At 42.8% G+C, this 18,064-nt stretch carries 16 protein-coding genes; 14 read left to right on the top strand and 2 right to left on the bottom strand.

The window, feature by feature from the left end; all coding sequences use genetic code 11:
* Positions 1-365: 365 nt before the first annotated feature.
* The 13 genes from JX304_RS04495 to JX304_RS04555 all read left to right on the top strand — a co-directional run bounded on the left by JX304_RS04495 (position 366) and on the right by JX304_RS04555 (position 13,104).
* Complete coding sequence (locus JX304_RS04495) at positions 366-1,715, top strand: glucose-6-phosphate isomerase (RefSeq protein ID WP_118096100.1); 1,350 nt, start codon at positions 366-368, stop codon at positions 1,713-1,715.
* A gap of 183 nt (positions 1,716-1,898) precedes the next feature.
* Complete coding sequence (locus JX304_RS04500; RefSeq protein WP_205011452.1) at positions 1,899-2,837, top strand: hypothetical protein; 939 nt, start codon at positions 1,899-1,901, stop codon at positions 2,835-2,837.
* An 18-nt stretch (positions 2,838-2,855) separates the two neighbouring features.
* Positions 2,856-3,671 (top strand): hypothetical protein, encoded by an 816-nt coding sequence (locus JX304_RS04505; RefSeq protein ID WP_205011453.1) that lies wholly within the window; start codon positions 2,856-2,858, stop codon positions 3,669-3,671.
* 309 nt (positions 3,672-3,980) lie between these two features.
* Positions 3,981-4,895: an LPXTG cell wall anchor domain-containing protein gene (locus JX304_RS04510; RefSeq protein WP_205011454.1), complete on the top strand. Its 915-nt coding sequence runs from the start codon at positions 3,981-3,983 to the stop codon at positions 4,893-4,895.
* A 118-nt stretch (positions 4,896-5,013) separates the two neighbouring features.
* Positions 5,014-6,105, top strand: a complete 1,092-nt coding sequence (locus JX304_RS04515) for a hypothetical protein (RefSeq protein WP_205011455.1) — start codon at positions 5,014-5,016, stop codon at positions 6,103-6,105.
* A gap of 107 nt (positions 6,106-6,212) precedes the next feature.
* Positions 6,213-6,920 carry a hypothetical protein gene (locus JX304_RS04520; protein ID WP_205011456.1) on the top strand — a complete coding sequence of 236 codons (708 nt, stop codon included), beginning with the start codon at positions 6,213-6,215 and terminating at the stop codon, positions 6,918-6,920.
* A 5-nt stretch (positions 6,921-6,925) separates the two neighbouring features.
* The gene (locus JX304_RS04525) at positions 6,926-7,615 is read left to right on the top strand and encodes a hypothetical protein (RefSeq protein WP_205011457.1); all 690 of its coding nucleotides are present in this window, start codon (positions 6,926-6,928) and stop codon (positions 7,613-7,615) included.
* A gap of 14 nt (positions 7,616-7,629) precedes the next feature.
* Positions 7,630-8,535, top strand: a complete 906-nt coding sequence (locus JX304_RS04530) for a hypothetical protein (RefSeq protein WP_205011458.1) — start codon at positions 7,630-7,632, stop codon at positions 8,533-8,535.
* A 40-nt stretch (positions 8,536-8,575) separates the two neighbouring features.
* The gene (locus JX304_RS04535; protein WP_205011459.1) at positions 8,576-9,823 is read left to right on the top strand and encodes a hypothetical protein; all 1,248 of its coding nucleotides are present in this window, start codon (positions 8,576-8,578) and stop codon (positions 9,821-9,823) included.
* A gap of 65 nt (positions 9,824-9,888) precedes the next feature.
* Positions 9,889-10,587 (top strand): 2,3,4,5-tetrahydropyridine-2,6-dicarboxylate N-acetyltransferase, encoded by a 699-nt coding sequence (dapD, locus tag JX304_RS04540; RefSeq protein ID WP_205011460.1) that lies wholly within the window; start codon positions 9,889-9,891, stop codon positions 10,585-10,587.
* Positions 10,588-10,661: 74 nt separating this feature from the next.
* Positions 10,662-11,795: an N-acetyldiaminopimelate deacetylase gene (locus tag JX304_RS04545; RefSeq protein ID WP_205011461.1), complete on the top strand. Its 1,134-nt coding sequence runs from the start codon at positions 10,662-10,664 to the stop codon at positions 11,793-11,795.
* Positions 11,796-11,903: 108 nt separating this feature from the next.
* Positions 11,904-12,443, top strand: coding sequence for a 5-formyltetrahydrofolate cyclo-ligase (locus JX304_RS04550; RefSeq protein ID WP_205011462.1), 540 nt, complete (start codon positions 11,904-11,906; stop codon positions 12,441-12,443).
* On the top strand, positions 12,427-13,104 hold the full coding sequence (locus JX304_RS04555; protein ID WP_205011463.1) for a rhomboid family intramembrane serine protease: 678 nt from the start codon (positions 12,427-12,429) through the stop codon (positions 13,102-13,104). Before JX304_RS04550 ends, JX304_RS04555 begins: the two co-directional genes overlap by 17 nt.
* Positions 13,105-13,878: 774 nt before the next feature.
* Here JX304_RS04555 and galU read toward each other — a convergent pair.
* Both galU and JX304_RS04565 read right to left on the bottom strand, forming a co-directional pair.
* Positions 13,879-14,787 (bottom strand): UTP--glucose-1-phosphate uridylyltransferase GalU, encoded by a 909-nt coding sequence (gene galU, locus JX304_RS04560; protein ID WP_205011464.1) that lies wholly within the window; start codon positions 14,785-14,787, stop codon positions 13,879-13,881.
* A 45-nt stretch (positions 14,788-14,832) separates the two neighbouring features.
* The gene (locus JX304_RS04565; protein ID WP_118227777.1) at positions 14,833-15,849 is read right to left on the bottom strand and encodes an NAD(P)H-dependent glycerol-3-phosphate dehydrogenase; all 1,017 of its coding nucleotides are present in this window, start codon (positions 15,847-15,849) and stop codon (positions 14,833-14,835) included.
* 230 nt (positions 15,850-16,079) lie between these two features.
* On the opposite strand from JX304_RS04565, the gene JX304_RS04570 reads away from it, so the two are divergent.
* A partial coding sequence (locus JX304_RS04570; RefSeq protein WP_239649406.1) for a Spy0128 family protein occupies positions 16,080-18,064 on the top strand: 1,985 nt, incomplete at its 3' end.

The following is an 18,064-nucleotide window of genomic DNA, read 5'->3' on the forward strand; positions in this document are numbered from 1 at the left end:
GAAGCGACGTGAGGGCTATAGCGTAACATGAAATTAGCCTATAAGGCGCAACCGAGCTTAGAGATATTGATCCTGAGGAGCGAAGCGACGTGAGGGCTATAGCGTGAAATGAAAAAGCCTGTAAGGCGCAACCGAACTTAGAGATATTGATCCTGAGGAGCACGGTGAAACTCACAGCCTGCGATCGATGGATCATTGCTTTTTAGAAGAGAATAAGAGGATCATGCAAACGATTGCTATTGCGTCGTTGCTTGATTTGTGAAAATTCAAAATTTAAAGAATGAAAACGTTTTAAAGATCTATTTCCCTTGATTAAATCCGTGTAAAGCGATATCATAGAGGAGAACAAAATTTGGAGGAATAACATGTCTCATATTAAATTTGATTACTCAAAAGTTTTGGGTAAATTTGTTGCCCCACATGAAGTGGAATATATGCAACCACAAGTGACTGCAGCTGATGAATTGATCCGTAAAGGAACTGGTGCTGGTAGTGACTTCCTAGGTTGGTTGGACCTTCCTGAAAACTATGACCGCGAAGAATTTGACCGCATCTTGAAAGCTGCTGAACAAATCAAAGCAGACAGCGATGTTTTGGTCGTGATCGGTATCGGTGGATCATACCTTGGAGCGAAAGCTGCCATTGACTTCTTGAACCACCACTTTGCAAACTTGCAAACAAAAGAAGAACGCAAAGCGCCACAAATCCTTTACGCTGGAAACTCCATCTCATCTACTTACCTTGCTGACTTGGTAGAGTATGTTTCAGATAAAGATTTCTCAGTCAACGTGATTTCTAAATCAGGTACAACAACTGAACCAGCGATCGCTTTCCGTGTCTTCAAAGAACTCTTGGTGAAGAAATATGGTCAAGAAGAAGCTAACAAACGGATCTATGCAACAACTGACCGTGCCAAAGGTGCTGTAAAGGTGGAAGCAGATGCCAATGGTTGGGAAACATTTGTAGTTCCAGATGATATCGGTGGACGCTTCTCAGTCTTGACACCAGTTGGATTGCTTCCAATTGCTGCATCAGGTGCTGATATCAAAGCCCTTATGGAAGGTGCGAATGCAGCCCGTAAAGAATACACTTCAGACAAACTTTCTGAAAACGAAGCATACCAATACGCAGCTGTTCGTAACATCCTTTACCGTAAAGGTTATGCTACTGAAATCTTGGTCAACTACGAGCCATCCCTTCAATACTTCTCAGAATGGTGGAAACAATTGGCTGGTGAGTCAGAAGGAAAAGACCAAAAAGGTATTTACCCAACTTCAGCTAACTTCTCAACAGACTTGCACTCATTGGGTCAATTTATCCAAGAAGGAACTCGTATCATGTTTGAAACTGTTGTCCGTGTAGACAAACCACGTAAGAACGTGATCATCCCTACCTTGGAAGAAGACCTTGACGGACTTGGTTACCTTCAAGGAAAAGACGTTGACTTCGTTAACAAAAAAGCAACAGACGGTGTTCTTCTTGCCCACACTGACGGTGACGTGCCAAACATGTACGTAACTCTTCCTGAGCAAGATGCCTTCACTCTTGGTTACACTATCTACTTCTTCGAATTGGCCATCGCCCTTTCAGGTTACTTGAACGCGATCAACCCATTTGACCAACCGGGTGTAGAAGCTTATAAGAAAAACATGTTTGCCCTTCTTGGTAAACCAGGATTTGAAGAACTTGGAGCAGAACTCAACGCTCGTCTTTAATCGATAGACAAAACGATCTCGAAAGAGGTCGTTTTTTTGTATCTATTTCCCTATTTAGTGATGAATTGGCGCCATCAGCTGATTTATGATATAGTAGAAGGAGCATTTTTATACTTTGTTCATCAAATGATTTTCACTCACTGTGATCGTCAAATGAGACAAAGAGAATCAAAAGGAGAGAGTATGACTACAGAAGATAAACAGCCTTTTGCAGCAGCGGTAGAGGAGCAGATGCAAGAGACACCACAAGTAGAAGGACAGGTGAGAGGAGTTCAAACGCAGGGTCCTGCTCATCCATTGGAAGAATCAAATCCACAAATGCTTCCCCCTCAGTGGTCTTATCCAACTAAGCCAAAATACAATTGGAAAAAATTAGTACTATTTTCACTTTTAGCGCTTGTGATTAGTGGACTTTTAAGTGGTGTGAGTGGATATGTTTGGGGACAATCCTCTCAAACAAGTAAGGAGTCGCAACGATTCAAACGTTTAGAACGTGCAAAGACCGAAGCAAATGAAACGAAAGTAGGTTTTGTAACGGATAAAGAAAAGGTCATTTTTACTTGGACTTTCAAGGATCTTGGCTTGTTGAGTTACACCAATCGCGAAGGTTATGGTTTGACAGCAGATCAGATCGTGGAAGTCTATGGGTTAGCATCCAGTGTTGAATATAAAAAGAATGCAATGGACCTTACTTGGAATGACTCAAAAGCTACTGAACATCAGAATTTGAGAATGAGATTTGAAGAAGTCGATGGCAATTATTATTTAAAAAGTGTGTCCGTGACGGAATTAGATGAGTTGTATGATCATAAAAATCCAGAGGATGATGATAGCGACGATACCTCGAGCAATCGCGCCTTGACTAAAAAGGAATTTCGAAGTCTGAAAAAAGGAAACAAGCAGACAGGGCAAGGTGGGACAAGTTTATCTGAGTTTTTGAAAAAATATCGAAAAACCGTCGAAATTGGGACAGAGCTCAAAATAACTTCCAATGGGGAAACATTTAAGTCTACACGTGTAGTGGCTACTGTACTCTGTGAGGTTGAAGGGGATTTTAAAGTTTTGAAATTTTTAGCACAACCTGATGGAGAATTTCGTTATATTGGTGCGGAACTAAATTAAGAGGAGGATAGAAGAGAGATGAGTATAAATCAACCACAGGGACCCTTTGGTGTACCAGTAAATCCTGGCCCTCAAAAAAGTGGAAGGGGCTTGTTTATTGGATGTGTGATTGGGTCAATTGTTTTAGGTTTGGTGATTGGTCTTATTTTTGGTCGCTCTTTTGGTGTGGAGGCCGTAACCAAGAAAGCTTATCCCCGTTTACATACCACTACAGATAGTACAGTCTCAAAACGCGATATATCTTCTCGCTATATAGACCCAAAAGAGACAGCATTTGATTGGGATATTTCAGATCTCGGAGGCCTGAAATTTGCCACCTACGATGACAAAGGCGATGCGATGTCTATTGAAGAGGTCGTGAAGAAGTATGGGAAAGCCTTACAAGGCACCTTTAATGGGACAACTGCTCAGTTAGAATGGGGTGAACTCAAAAGGGACGATGCAGATGAAGAAAGCACCGATTATAAGACTGCTAGCGAGATGAATCTGACCTTTATGAAGATAGATGGTCATTATTACCTACGCAACCTGTATTTCTCGGAAGATTATGACACAGCGGATGCCAATCCGATGCTGACCGATGATTATGATAAATTGAAGGCGGGGGATCCTAAAACAGGGAAGGATGGAGTATCTTATAAAGAAGTGCTTAGTAGTAATACCCCATCCTCTATTTCGATAAGAGCTGATCAGGACTATAAAACCAAGGTCATAACGAATGAAATGGAAATCCGTTTTAAGTCATCTGGTTCAGATGAAGATGAATACAAATTAAAATTTATCCAGCAATCAGATGGAGATTATCGTTTGGCTTTAAAAGGAGACTCAGACTAGGAGGAAAATAGGGCTTCGAAAAGGAAGAGTCCCTGTATTCTCGTTTGTATCCTAACGACTTCGCATGAGGTCGTTTTTTATTCGCAAAACAGTTTCATAAATTTTCCCCTTAGATCCAATTATAAAAAATAATAAGTAGTTGTTAATCTCTATCATTTGGTAATCTCATTGCTAAACTACTGATAATATAGGGGTTCTAGAGGAAGAAAAGTTGCTGACATGGATTTTATACTCAAATCATCTAATATAAAAAGTTATTTGAACATAAAAGTTGTCATTTGTCGTTTCATATTATAGAATGTAAAACGAATGAAAACAATTGAAAAAGGAATGGAAATTATGAAAAAGAACTTGGCTAAATTCTTGTTGCTCTCTTCTATGCTTGCTGGAATGGCTGTTGCTCACCCAGTATCTGCAAATTCAAAAGCTGCGATTTATGAGTACAAAAATGGTCAACTAGACCTTGTTCAAAAACCAACATATGAAGGTTTCGAATCGGATCAGCTTTCTTTGAAATTGAAAACAGGTCGTGTCGATGTAGAGGGAGCGCGTGGAGGCAAGAAAGAAAGTGCGCATGATGCAGGTGCCTACCAATTTGCATTGATCTACAAATCTGAAGCTGGTGAAGAAGAGACAGTTGCTAAAGGTCAAAATGCCGCGGATGGGACGATTGAGTTTGATGATGTGGATCTCTCTGGACTAAATTCGGGAACGGTTAAACTCTATATTCGTCAAACCACAAAAGATGATGGTCGCTTTAAACAGTTGGACAATGGAGAAGGGGAAGTAACAGTGTCCCTTGCTTACGATGGGTCCGGACGCTTGATCGTGGATTCACTTGAAAGTTCAAATCCAATTTATCGTAATTTCATTGCAGGCTATAACGGTTCTGAGACAGGAGGATCAACTTCACCAAGTACAACAAGACCTTCCTCTAGCTCAAGTAGCTCATCTTTAAATTCAAGTAGCTCAAGTAGTTCGTCTTCTAGCTCAAGTAGCTCATCGAGCTCATCTTCAATTATCTCATCTTCAAGCACCTCAAGTTCGACTTCTTCATCGGGCTCAATCTCTTCTAGTTCTTCCTCAAATTCAAGTGACTCAAGCAAATCTGTCGTTGGTCGCTTATTGCCAAAAACAGGTCAAGAAACAGGCGTTGTTTTAGCAACATTGGGCTTGCTCTCGCTTGCAGGGATTGCGATTGTCTCCCTTCGCAAGAAATTTTAAGATCAGTTTCTAAAAGGTCGGATATCTCTCCGATCTTTTTTAGTCCATCAAGATAGGAGTTGGTCCCTGCTTGGTTTTATGTTATAGTAGAAGAGAAGAATAAAAAGGAGAAATCGAAATGTCCGAGAAAGATCAAGAACAATTTATGAAACAGACTCCCTTAGATGGAACATCCCATTTTGATGTGGCTGCGCCAGCCTTTGTCCCAAAAGAAGAAGTAGAAGACTTGGAAGTTCCAGAAGTTAGTGGCCTTTCAGCAACGGAGACGAAAGCAATGGAAGAAGAAGCAAACGAGCCAGCTGTGTCTGAAACGGTGGAGCTTCCAAAGGTGGATGAAGCGACTGTTGAAGAAAATCCAGCTGTAGTTGCTGCTCCCCAACCGACTCCTCCATTCCAACCTGCGCCTGAAGCTCCTCAAAACATAGCAGCTCAACCAGTTAGTCCGCAAACAGCCCCTCTTCCTGGAACAAATATTTCACAAGCACCTATCCCCCCTGTCAGAAAACCGATGGATCCTGCGGACAAGAAGGCGATTCGTTTTGCCCTTGGGATTTTAGTGGGTCTTCTTATCGGAGGAGTCAGTGGCTATTTGATTGGTCATGCCAGCCCGAGCACTAGTCCCTCAAAAAAATATGCTTCTACCTGGTCAAGCGACCATTCTGATTCTACTTCCACGATCGATTTGGATCAATTGACCGCAGAAGACGCGGAAGCTGATTTTAGCTGGAAACAGTCTGATATCGAGCAACTTCAGTTTTTAACAGGAAGTGATGCTGGGGAGACTCCTGAGGAAATGATTGAAGCTTATGGGAAAGCTAGCTCCGTTCAATTTGAAAGTGGAGAATTGAAATTATTTTGGGATGATAACTCTTATAATAAAGAGGTCAAAGCGACTTACTCTAAGAAAGGGAAAGAATTCCAGCTTGTCAAATTTGAATTTAATCAATTTGGGAAAAATCTTACGGTTGAGGATAACTTTGCAGATGGGTTCAAGGTTGGAGATAGTGAGACTGGTGCTGGAGGGACCTCTTACAAAGAGCTTTTAGAAAAATACGGTGATGCAGTCAATCTGACGGTGAGTTCATCTGATGATTCAGACGAGATAGAATTGGTCATGGACTTCCAAAAGAAAAATAGGGACTACGTGGATTTGAGCTTTATTCGCCAAGAAAATGGAGATTTCCTCTTGAGCAGTAAAGACAGCTACTAAACGGATCAGACAAGAAAGAGGCAAGCGCCTCTTTTTTGGGATAAGACGAGACAAATACGCTAATTTTCTATACAATAGAAAGAGTTTGAATAGAAAGAGCATGAAGGATGGAAGAAATGAAACAGTGGATAGAACATCATAAGCGGATCCTCCAAAAAGCTGCAAGTGCTTTGCTGGCTTTTATGGTTGGTGTTTGCTTGGTGTTTATGATTCATCCAGTGAAAACCTTGCCCAAAGATCGCTTGTTGAGTTTGTCTCGCATGCACGAAGACAGCCAGAAATTTGTTGCTTCTTCTTCAAAAGAGCCGGCTCTAGAAGACTTGTTGTCATTGGAGCTTGCGAGGGAAGAAGGAAAGACACAAAAAAATTGGGTGACTTTGTCTGCATTCGTCAAAAAATTTGGAAAAGCAGCGAGTTTTACACAAGAAGATACGAGTTTTGGAGCGCAAGTCCAGCTAGGCTATGGGACTCCTGTGCAGGGGATTCATCCTTATACCATAGAATTTCAAAGGCAGGATGATACCTTTTATTTGAGCTCGATTCAAGGATTTGCGCCCAAGTCGGCTCACTATCAGAGCAAAAAGAATTTAAAATTGGCAGATTTTACAGGCTATAAGCCTTTGGATGGAAAAAAGGAAAAGGGAACGTCTGTAGAAGAAGTCTTGAAAAAATCAGGTCTTCCCAATTCTCTTAGTTTGACTTCTGCAAAGGACAAGCAAGTCTTAGCCTTGTCTTATCAGGTGACAGATGGTATGGTCTCTTTGACCTTTGAACGTGACCAGAGTGGTCAGTATCATTTGACGAAGAAGGGGTGAAGCAAATGATCGAGTGGATGAAAAAGAACCAAAAAGAACTCTTGCTGCCGTTTTTGTGTTTTGTTTTAGGGCTGTTACTTGCGATTGCAAGGATCCAGGTGCAAGAGCAGGGAACCGATACCAAGGAGGACCAAACGCTTTCCCATTTTCAACCAAAAGATTACAAGAATTTGCTCAGCAACGATCAAGAAATCAAGCAGTTTAAATGGACCATCGAAGCTGTGGCGAATTTGAAAGTCCGTCTTAAGCAGAGTCAGCAACCAGGAACCCGCTTGGAAACAGTTGTGACTGAATGGGGAAAAGCACAAAAAGTTCGCTACACAAAGACAGCTCAAGGGGAACAAACCGTTCTTGTCTTGACTTATGCAGCTAAGCAAACAGATCAGGGCAAGAAAAGTGTGAACTTATGGTTTGAACAAGAGAAAGACCAGGGGTATCGCTTGACGATGGTGGATGCGACCAATTTGTTGGACGCAAAAGAGAAGACAAGCAGTGAGAAAGAAATCACTACTGAAAAAGAGAAAAAAGGTACAGAATTCGCCCAGCTTATTCAGGAACTAGGAAATCCTCAACGCTTAGTCTGGGGGGAAGTGTCAGATGGCGGAATGGGCTATCGCGCAACTTACCAGCTACCAGGTCAGTCAGAAGTGGTGATGGAATTCAAGAAAAAAGGCAAGAAATTAGTGTTGGTATAAGAAGGGAGACATCATTGGACGATCAAAGGACAGACATCAAGGCAGCTTCGTCTCACCAGGGTGGGAGCCGCTTGATTTCAGAAGCCGATCTGGCTTCAATAGGGATGGATAATCATCAGTATACTAGAAGCCATTCAGATACGATGGAGTCTTCCCCTTCTTCCTCAAAAGAGGGGATTGGTTCGCTTTTGCGATTTTTTGGGTGGTTCGCCTTGTTTATGGCTTTTGTGTTTGTGCTTCAAAACGAAGTTAATAAAAACTCTTCTTCATCTTTTTCGAGTGAGGGGATCAATGGTTTATCACGTGATAGTATCAGAACGGAATATCTGACCAGTGAAAATAGTTCTTATATCGCCTCAGCTAATGAATTTCAATTTCAACCAACCTATGAAAAGGCCATGTCTCTCATTCCTAATTTTGCAGTGGAAGAAAAAAAGACCTCTTTTGGGACGATAGACCCACAAGATGTCGTTGCAGCATTAGGTAAAGCAAGGAGTGGGGAAGCAAAGTATAGTGATAGCAGCTCCAGTCCCTTTTTGTTGACCTTAGATTACCAATCAAAGGATGCAGATGGGAAGGTTCTTCTTGAAAAAACAGGTGCCTTTTACAGGATCTCTTTTTTAAGTTTGAAACACTTAAAAAGTGACCGATTTGCGAATAAGAATGGGAGCTTGACGAAGGACGATTTTACCACTATCAAGGTCGGAATGCCTTATTTAGGCCTACTCAATACGGTAGGGATTCCAGATGAAATAGATGTGTCTGGACTTCTAGGTTACGGGGAAGCACCTTCCTTTACCTATCGATTATCGGATTCTCAAACGGTTCAAATCCACTTTGATAGCCGGCAAACCATCAAGGATATCAAATCGAAAGAGGAAGCGACCACACCAGCTTCTTCTACATCTACAGCACAGTAAAAAAGTCAGCCCGAAGCATTTTAAATAAAAGGAGAGGACAATGGGAAATAAAGACTGGTCGCATCTACGAAATGAGCACCAGAATCGGTTTTCGAAAGGCCAACCGAAAGAAGCACCTTTAGAAAAGGGAAGTTCTGAGAAGCTAAAAGATACGCTCGCAAAAGAGCTAGAAGTGGTAGAAGTCCCTGCTTTTCAGGAAGAGGTGAAACAAGAAGAGGAACGAAAAGACGAACCAGCGATTGGTGTGAAGGAGGATTCGTATGATTCGAAGGAAGCGTCACTTGCCACACCTGAAGAAGAACCAGTTCAGGTCGTTCTTGCTACACAACTAACAACAGAAGCAAGATCAGAAACACCAGCACAAGATACAATAGGGCAGTCTCCCTCAGTCGAGAAAAAAGTAGAGCACCAGGGTGGGAGCCGCTTGATTTCAGAAGCCGATCTGGCTTCAATAGGGGGAAGTAGGAATTCAGAACCAAGACATCCTGTACTAGACTCCCAATCGGATAGGGAGAAAACCTATCGTCCTTCCTCTAAGAGTGAAGGGTCTTCGCTGGCAGCCTTTTTTGGTTTATTGGCCATGCTGGGTTTATTTGTCTATCTGGCTTCAGGAGGTATCCATAGCGAGGAACATCCTTCTTCTACTACTAGTGAATACGGAAGCACTGGCCTGTCTTATGGAATCAGAAAGGAAACCTTGAAGAGTGGGAATAGTACCTTGATTGCACCGGAAGGTGAATTTCAATTTCAAGTAACCTATGAGAAGGCCATTTCCTTGATTCCAGGCTTAAGTGAAGGGGATCAAGGACGTTACTCTTCAACTTCTCTGTCTCCACAGGATGTGGTAGCTGTACTGGGCAAGGCTAGTAGTGGGGAAGAAACCTACCAAGAAGGTGGTGTCAGTCCTTTTATGACGCAATTGGATTATGGATCTGAAGGATCTCCTTCTTCCGTAACCGTTTTACTTTCAAAAATTGGTGTTGACCGTTTATCTTCTCTTGATTTTGAAAACTTAAATAGTGAGCGATTGGCCAATAAAAACGGCAGTTTGAACAAAGAAGATTTTGCCAATATTAAAATAGGAACCAGCTATTCAGATCTTGTGAATACAGTAGGAATTCCTAGCAGTGTTTCTTGGTCGAGTATGCTGGGTTCAGAGTCCTTCTTAACCTTTTACTATAAGCTTTCTGATTCGCGCTCCGTCATTATTCACTTTGGCAGCAATCGTACCATCAGTGAAATCAAGGGTCTAGAAGATCCGGCGACATCAGCTTCCACAACACCGTAGGTATTCATCTCCCTAAGATTATGGTATAATATGGATACGCTTATTTGAAATGAATGGAGAAACTCATGACTGCACAAAAAATGTCTGCTCAAGAAATTATCGCTTTTATCGGGAATGCCGAAAAGAAAACCAATGTGAAAGTAACCTTTGAAGGGGAATTGGCAACCGCTGTTCCAGAATCTGTGACAAAACTCGGTAATGTTTTGTTTGGTGATTGGAAAGAGATCGAGCCCCTTCTTGCCAACTTGACGGAGAACAAGGACTACGTTGTCGAGCAAGATGGCCGTAATTCAGCTGTTCCATTGCTGGATAAACGTCACCTAAATGCGCGGATCGAACCAGGTGCCATTATCCGTGACCAAGTAACGATTGAAGACAATGCGGTTGTCATGATGGGGGCTGTGATCAATATTGGTGCTGAAATCGGTGCTGGGACCATGATTGATATGGGAGCTATTCTTGGAGGCCGTGCCACTGTTGGGAAAAACAGCCACATCGGTGCAGGTGCGGTCCTTGCAGGTGTCATTGAGCCAGCTTCTGCTGAGCCTGTTCGGATTGGGGACAATGTCTTGGTCGGTGCCAATGCTGTTGTGATCGAAGGAGTTCAAGTTGGAAACGGATCAGTCGTTGCTGCTGGAGCGATCGTCACTCAAGATGTCCCTGAAAATGTCGTTGTAGCTGGTGTCCCAGCTCGCATCATCAAGGAAATCGACGAAAAAACACAACAAAAAACAGCGCTCGAAGACGCCTTGCGTAATTTGTAACATATTGATAGTAGAGGCCGTAAGGCTTCTATTTCTAGATTCTCTATTAAATAAGACAAAAAAGGAAAATAAAAATGACATTGGACTTAATCAAAATCAGACGGGATTTGCACCAAATCCCTGAAATTGGATTAGAAGAATTTGAAACCCAAGCCTACCTCTTAGAGCGGATCGCAGAGATCACAGAAGGCAAAGACTTTGTAGAGCAACGGACTTGGCGGACCGGGATCCTGGTGTATCTCCATGGGACTGCACCTGAAAAAACTATCGGCTGGCGGACCGACATCGATGGCCTACCAATCGTAGAACAAACCGGTCTCGACTTTGCCTCAAAACACGAAGGACGGATGCATGCTTGTGGTCACGATATGCACATGACAACAGCCCTTGGGCTTTTGGATCAACTGGTTCAAGTACAACCAAAAAATAACCTACTCTTTCTCTTCCAACCAGCTGAAGAAAATGAGGCTGGAGGCATGCTCATGTATAAGGACCATGCTTTTGGCAACTGGCTTCCTGATGAATTTTATGGTCTGCATGTACGCCCTGATTTGAAGGTGGGAGACATTGCGACCAACACCGGTACCCTTTTTGCAGGGACCTGTGAAGTCAAGATCACCTTTACAGGTAAGGGCGGTCATGCGGCCTTTCCACATGAGGCCAATGACGCACTTGTAGCAGCCTCTTACTTCATTACCCAAGTCCAATCGGTCGTGAGTCGAAATGTCGATCCGATTGAAGGGGCGGTGGTGACCTTTGGTTCCATGCATGCAGGAACGACCAATAATGTGATTGCTGAGACGGCCTTCCTTCATGGGACCATTCGGACCTTGACCATGGAGATGAACCTCCTGACTCAAAAACGAGTCAAAGCCATCGCAGAAGGAGTTGCAGCTGCTTTTGATGTAAAATTAGATCTGGAACTCAAGCAAGGGGGCTACCTGCCTGTGGAAAACCAACCAGAATTGGCCAAAGAACTCATGGACTTTTTCGCAGCTGAGGAAGACGTTCACCTGATTGATATTTTGCCAGCGATGACAGGAGAAGACTTTGGCTTCCTCTTGAGCAAGGTCCCAGGTGTCATGTTCTGGTTGGGGATTGATACCCCTTATGCTCTGCACCATCCAAAGATGAGCCCAAATGAGGCAGCTCTACCGTTTGCTGTCGAACATATCGGTAAGTTTTTGAAAATGAAAGCCAACCAATAATCCCTTCATCCAACTCCGCCTGGAGTTGGATTTTTTATGTTCCTGTGTGGAATGATTTCGGATGTCCTGAAAAAATGGTACAATGAAAGCTAGACAAAAGGAGTCAGCATGAAGAAAATACTACGAAATAAGACCATCGCAGCCATGAAAGAGTTGCCTCAATCAGTGAAAGCAGAGGCAGATAGCCAATTAACCCAGCGTTTCACCCAGCTTTCTGCCTTTCAGGAAGCCAAGACCCTAGCCACCTATCTGTCTATGGGTCATGAATTTTCCACAGCTAGCTTGATCCAAGCGGCTCTTCAAGATGGGAAACGTGTTTGTGTGCCTCGGACCTATCCACAAGGTCGGATGGAATTTGTGGAATACGATCCAGAAATTTTAGAAAAAACACGTTTTGGTTTGCTGGAGCCCAATGAACAGGGTAAGGTTGTGGATAAATCAGAGATTGATCTGATCCATGTACCGGGAGTGGTCTTTCAATCAGAAGGCTACCGGATTGGCTATGGTGCAGGTTATTATGACCGTTATTTAGCCGATTATAGCGGGAAAACGGTCAGCACCATTTATTCCATCCAAGAGGGGGAATTCCAGCCGGATTCTTTTGATATAGCCGTTCAGGAGGTACTAGTCTATGAAACACATCTATGATCGTCGGTATCCTGTGACCAGCATCCTGTTGCTGGTCACAACGGCAGTTTTTCTTTCTATGTTTATCCGATTTGGAGGAGACTACCAAACGGGTGCTGCGGTGTTCTATAGTGGCGGGGTGGTTGGTGACATTATAAAAGCAGATTCAAGCCAGTTATGGCGCCTTCTGACGGCCGTTTTTGTACATATCGGCTTGGAGCATTTTGTGCTCAATATGATCACTCTTTATTACTTGGGCCGTCTGGCAGAGGATCTCTTCGGATCGAAAGCTTTCTTGGCGATCTATCTCTTATCAGGTATAATGGGCAATGTTTTTGTTGCGATTTTTACACCAGATGTTGTCGCAGCAGGGGCTTCTACAGCCCTCTTCGGACTGTTTGGGACCATTGGAGCGCTCCGATTTATTGTCCAAAGTCCCTATATCCGTCACTTGAGTCAGTCTTATACCAGCTTGATTCTGGTCAATTTGATCTTTAGCTTTATGCCAGGGATCAGTATGGCGGGGCACATCGGTGGCTTAGTAGCTGGAGTATTGCTGGCCTATGTCTTTCCAGTGAGGGGAGAAGCCCGCTTCATGAAGCGGAGCTATCAGCTCAGCTCAGCCCTTGTCTATTTGGGCCTCCTAGCCTATTTCTTAGGAAACTTATTGAATCTTTTTTAGAAGGAATAGAGAGAAAAGAGAGTGGGACAGAAATCGGTCATTCATTAGAATTCGATTTCGTCGTCCCACCTTCGCACAGCTTCAACAGTCTGGGAGACTGTTGAAGGTTGCAGATAAAGGAAACATAGTTTCCGTCAACATAGGGCATCTTTGCAGCTTAAAAAGCGAACAAAGACTTAGGATACTTGCTTCGCAAGTTCTATCCGCCACCTCAAAGCAGTGCTTTGAGCACTCAACCACTGCGTCTTACTCGACAGTCCAAAGATAATTGAGAGGCTAGGACTTTTGTCCCAGTCTCTTCAGATTGAGGACAAAGTCATATTAAAAACTTTCCTTAGGTGAGTACGGACGTTAGGTGAAATTATCCAGTGGATGATTTCAGCAATCCAGGAAGTTCCATGACTAAATCAAGATACAAAGGGCGTCTGCGGATAAAGTCAAAATAGGAAGTTTGACGAAGAATCTTTAGATTCTAGGAGAGCTTATCTTTTTGACACGATCCGCAGCCCGTGTTCAATTCTTATTGAGCCTCTTCGCTCTTTTGTTTCTTGGCTCAGGCTAAAACAGTTTCCCAAACTGTTTTACTCTCAATAATCCCTAGTACTAGAAACATCGTTGTTTCAAGTACTTTTCTCACGGCGGAAAGTTTCGTCATTTTCTTGAATCATTCTAAGAATTGTCGCAAATTTATATTTTTTGCAGAATGGATTAACTTATTCTACTTTAAAATAGTTTGTCTACATTAAAAGGAGTGGGAATCAAATCCCACTCCTTTTAGTCTGCAGTTTTTTCAGATGCTTCTAATTTCTTACCAAGATCGATAATGTACTGTTTGAGATCGTCTTTGACTTGAGGATGTTTCAAGGCATAGTCGATTGATGTCTTCATGAAACCAAACTTGTCACCTACATCGTAGCGTTGGCCTTTAAATTCACGGGCAAAGACTCGTTGGGTCTTATTGAGGGTGTCAATCGCATCTGTCAATTGAATTTCATTTCCAGCACCTGGTTCTTGATTTGCAAGAATGTCAAAGATCTCTGGAGTCAAGAGGTAGCGCCCAATGATAGCGAGATCACTCGGTGCATCTTCTGGAGCTGGTTTTTCGACAAAGGTCTCAACGCTATAGAGACCATTAATGCCTTCGCCTTGAGGAGCAATGACCCCGTAAGAGGAAACCTCTTCGTGAGGGACTTCCATCACAGCGATAGTGGATGCATGGGTTTCATCGTAGTCATTCATCAATTGTTTGGTCAATGGCAAGGCATCGTCATTAGTGATGTCCATCAGATCATCTCCCAACATAACGACAAAAGGCTCGTTTCCAACAAAAGCCTTGGCTTGAAGAACAGCATCTCCTAAGCCACGAGGGTGACTTTGACGGATGAAGTGGAGGTTGATAGCCGTTGTATCATTGACCAACTTGAGGAGATCGGTCTTGCCTTTTTGCTCGAGGTTGTATTCCAATTCGAAGTTAGAATCGAAATGGTCTTCGATCGAGCGTTTGGCTTTACCAGTTACGACGAGGATTTCCTCAATTCCAGATTTTAAGGCTTCTTCCACGATAAATTGGATGGTTGGTTTGTCTACGATTGGCAACATTTCCTTTGCCAAAGCTTTGGTAGCTGGAAGAAATCGGGTTCCCAATCCAGCAGCAGGGATGACTGCTTTTCTAACTTTCGTCATATCATTTCCTTTCTGAAAGGTCGGTTTGATGGAAGAATGGCTGCTTTATTTCCACTCATTTTCTTCTTTAAATTCATTGCTCATCATGTGGTGGATGGCTTCACGGATATCTTTTCCTTCGTAGATGACTTGGTAAATGGCCTGTGTAATCGGCATGTAGACATCTAATTCTTGCGCCAGTTCATGGGCGACTTTGGTCGTAGAGATCCCTTCAATGATCATGCCCATGTTGGCTTCGATGTCTTCGAGCTTTTCACCACGTCCGAGAGCATCCCCAGCTCGCCAGTTGCGAGAATGAACAGAAGTACCAGTAACGATCAAGTCACCAACCCCAGATAAACCGCTATAGGTCAAGGGGCTAGCCCCAAGCTTCACACCGAGACGCGTGATTTCAGCGAGACCGCGCGTGATGATAGCTGCTTTGGCATTGTCCCCGTAACCAAGACCGTGCAATGCTCCAGCTCCGACCGCGATGATATTCTTCAAGGCACCAGCTGTTTCTACACCGATGACATCTGTGTTGGTGTAGAGGCGGAAGTAGTGATTGCTAAAGAGTTCTTGAACATAGCGTGCGGCTTCTAAATCTTTTGAGGCAGCTGTAATGAGGGTGATGTCCCGTACGATGGTTTCTTCGGCGTGACTCGGTCCAGAAACGACCACTACTTCACTGCGAAGAGAAGCAGGGATCTCTTCTTCAAGGATTTGAGAAATCCGATCGTGTGTACCAGGTTCTAGTCCCTTGGAAGCGTGCATGACTGTTACAGGGTGATCCAGTGTTTCAGCGACTTGTTTCGCCACCAAACGGGTCACCTTTGTAGGGACCACAAAGAGGATGGCATCTACACCGTCCAAGGCTGCTTTGAGATCTGTCGTAGCTGTAATTTGATCGCTAATAACGATATCTTTGAAATAGCGTTGATTGGTATGGGTGGTATTGATTTCATCGATTTGTTCTTGGATGTTCCCCCAGAGACGGACTTCATGGCCGTTATCATTGAGGACTTGTGAAAGGGCTGTTCCCCATGAACCAGGACCCAATACTGCAACGGTTTGTTTTTCCATAGTATTCTCCTTCGTGAAGATTTCATTTCTATTTTACCATACTATAGGAAAAAAAGCTTTGGAATCTAGCTGAAATTCATAGGAAAAGCAAATAATATGATAACTGAAAGAATGTTGGTAATTTTAGTTGATTATTCTTGCATTTATATGCTGAATATAGTAAAATTTTTTTCGTATATTACTCTAATTAGTGATATATTGGAGAAACAAAAAGAAAAAAGGAGTTTATGATGAAAAAAAGCTTAAAAATAATACTGACCTTAGTATTAGTTTTAGCTAGTGTCTTTGGTTTGTCCAACATTCGGTCGGCCAATGCTGATGGTGCAACAGGAAAGATCCAAATTACAAGTAAAACGATCACACCTGCTAAGTCACCCGTGGACCAGTATACGGACATTAAGGTTGATCTAACTTTCAATGTTCCGAACGGAGTCAAATCTGGGGATCAAGCGGTCATTGCCCTCCCTCAGAATTTAAAATTTATTAAGGATCAGACATTTGATGTCATGAGTCCGGATGGTCAATCAGTGGTTGCAAAGGCAGTCATTAATGCTGCAAATAAAACCATCACCTTGACCTATGAAAATTATGTGGAAACGAAATCAAATATTTCAGGAAGTATGTTCTTTGCAGTTCGGGTAGAGCCTGCAACCGAATCTCCAAGCAAGGTGCCAATTACCTTGAATGTGGATAACAATCCTGTCCCTGTAGGAAAAGTTGACTTTGTAGTTGACCCAGGGAATGCTGAAAAGATCTTGGACAAGGTTAGCTGGGGAACAGAAACCTTAGCAGATGGTAGCATTACACGTCAATATGAAGTGCGTGTCAATGCAGCGAATGCGCCGTTAACTGAAGCGGTTGTATCTGACCAATTGCAAACAGAAGGAATGAGCTACGTAGAAGATTCCTTTGTGATTAAAAAAGGGAATTGGGTCGTTAACAGTTCGCATAAATTAGATTTAAAAAATGGGCAAGTCGTTAACATGCCAGTTGAGTTTGGAGCAGATAAGAAGAGCTTCAACGTCAGCCTGGGAAATGTATCCCAAGGCGAAGGTTACTTGATTGTCTATAAGGTGAAGATTCCTTATACCCCTGCAAATGGGGAAAAGTTCCTCAATAATGTAAGCTTGAAGGCTCAAAAAGTTACTGAAACGAAAAGCAACCCATTCGTTTATCAAACTGCTGGTGGGGAAGCCCAAGGTTATACCTTCTCCATCAACCTCAAGAAAGTTGATAGCCAAGATGAAAACACTGCTTTAGCAGGTGCGGAATTTAATGTAATCCGTGTTGCAACAGGTGCCGTTGTCGGTAAGTTGACAACCAATGCAAAGGGAGAAGCAAGTATTGGTGGCTTGTTGAATACAGCCTACCAATTAGTTGAAACAAAAGCTCCAGAAGGATATGAATTGGATGCAACTCCAATTGAAGTTAAAGCGGAAGATTTTGGGACAACGAAAACAGCTCTTAAAAAAGTTACAAACAAGAAAATTGTCAAAGAACCGACACCAACCAGTGCGGTCATCGAATTAGATAAGGCCCTTACAGGTCGTGACTTGGTAGATGGCGAATTTAGCTTTGAATTGTACGAAGGTACAAACAAACTTCAAACTGTTACAAACAAATCTGGCAAAGTAACCTTTGATGCGATTTCTTACACGGCAGAAGGTGAACATACTTACACTGTGAAGGAAGTCAAAGGAAATAATGCCACTATTACTTACGATGCTTCTGAAAAACAAGTGACTGTTAGAGTCACTCGTGATGGAGATGCCTTGAAGGCAGTAGTCGTCTATCCAGAAAGCAAAACATTTACCAATGCCTTCACACCAAACGCAACGACTGCAACAATTGAGTTGACAAAAGAGTTGACAGGTCGTGACTTGGTAGACGGCGAGTTTAGTTTTGAATTGTACGAAGGTGCTAACAAGCTTCAAACTGTTACCAACAAAGATGGCAAAGTAAGATTTGATGCGATTTCATACACAGCAGAAGGTGAACACACCTACACTGTGAAGGAAGTCAAAGGAAATAATGCTACGATTACTTACGATGCTTCTGAAAAACAAGTGACTGTTAAAGTTACTCGTGATGGAGATGCCTTGAAGGCAGTAATTGTCTATCCAGAAAGCAAAACATTTACCAATGCCTTCACACCAAACGCAACGACTGCAACAATTGAGTTGACAAAAGAGTTGACAGGTCGTGACTTGGTAGA

This window comes from Streptococcus parasanguinis, assembly GCF_901875555.1.
Lineage (GTDB): Bacteria > Bacillota > Bacilli > Lactobacillales > Streptococcaceae > Streptococcus > Streptococcus parasanguinis_H.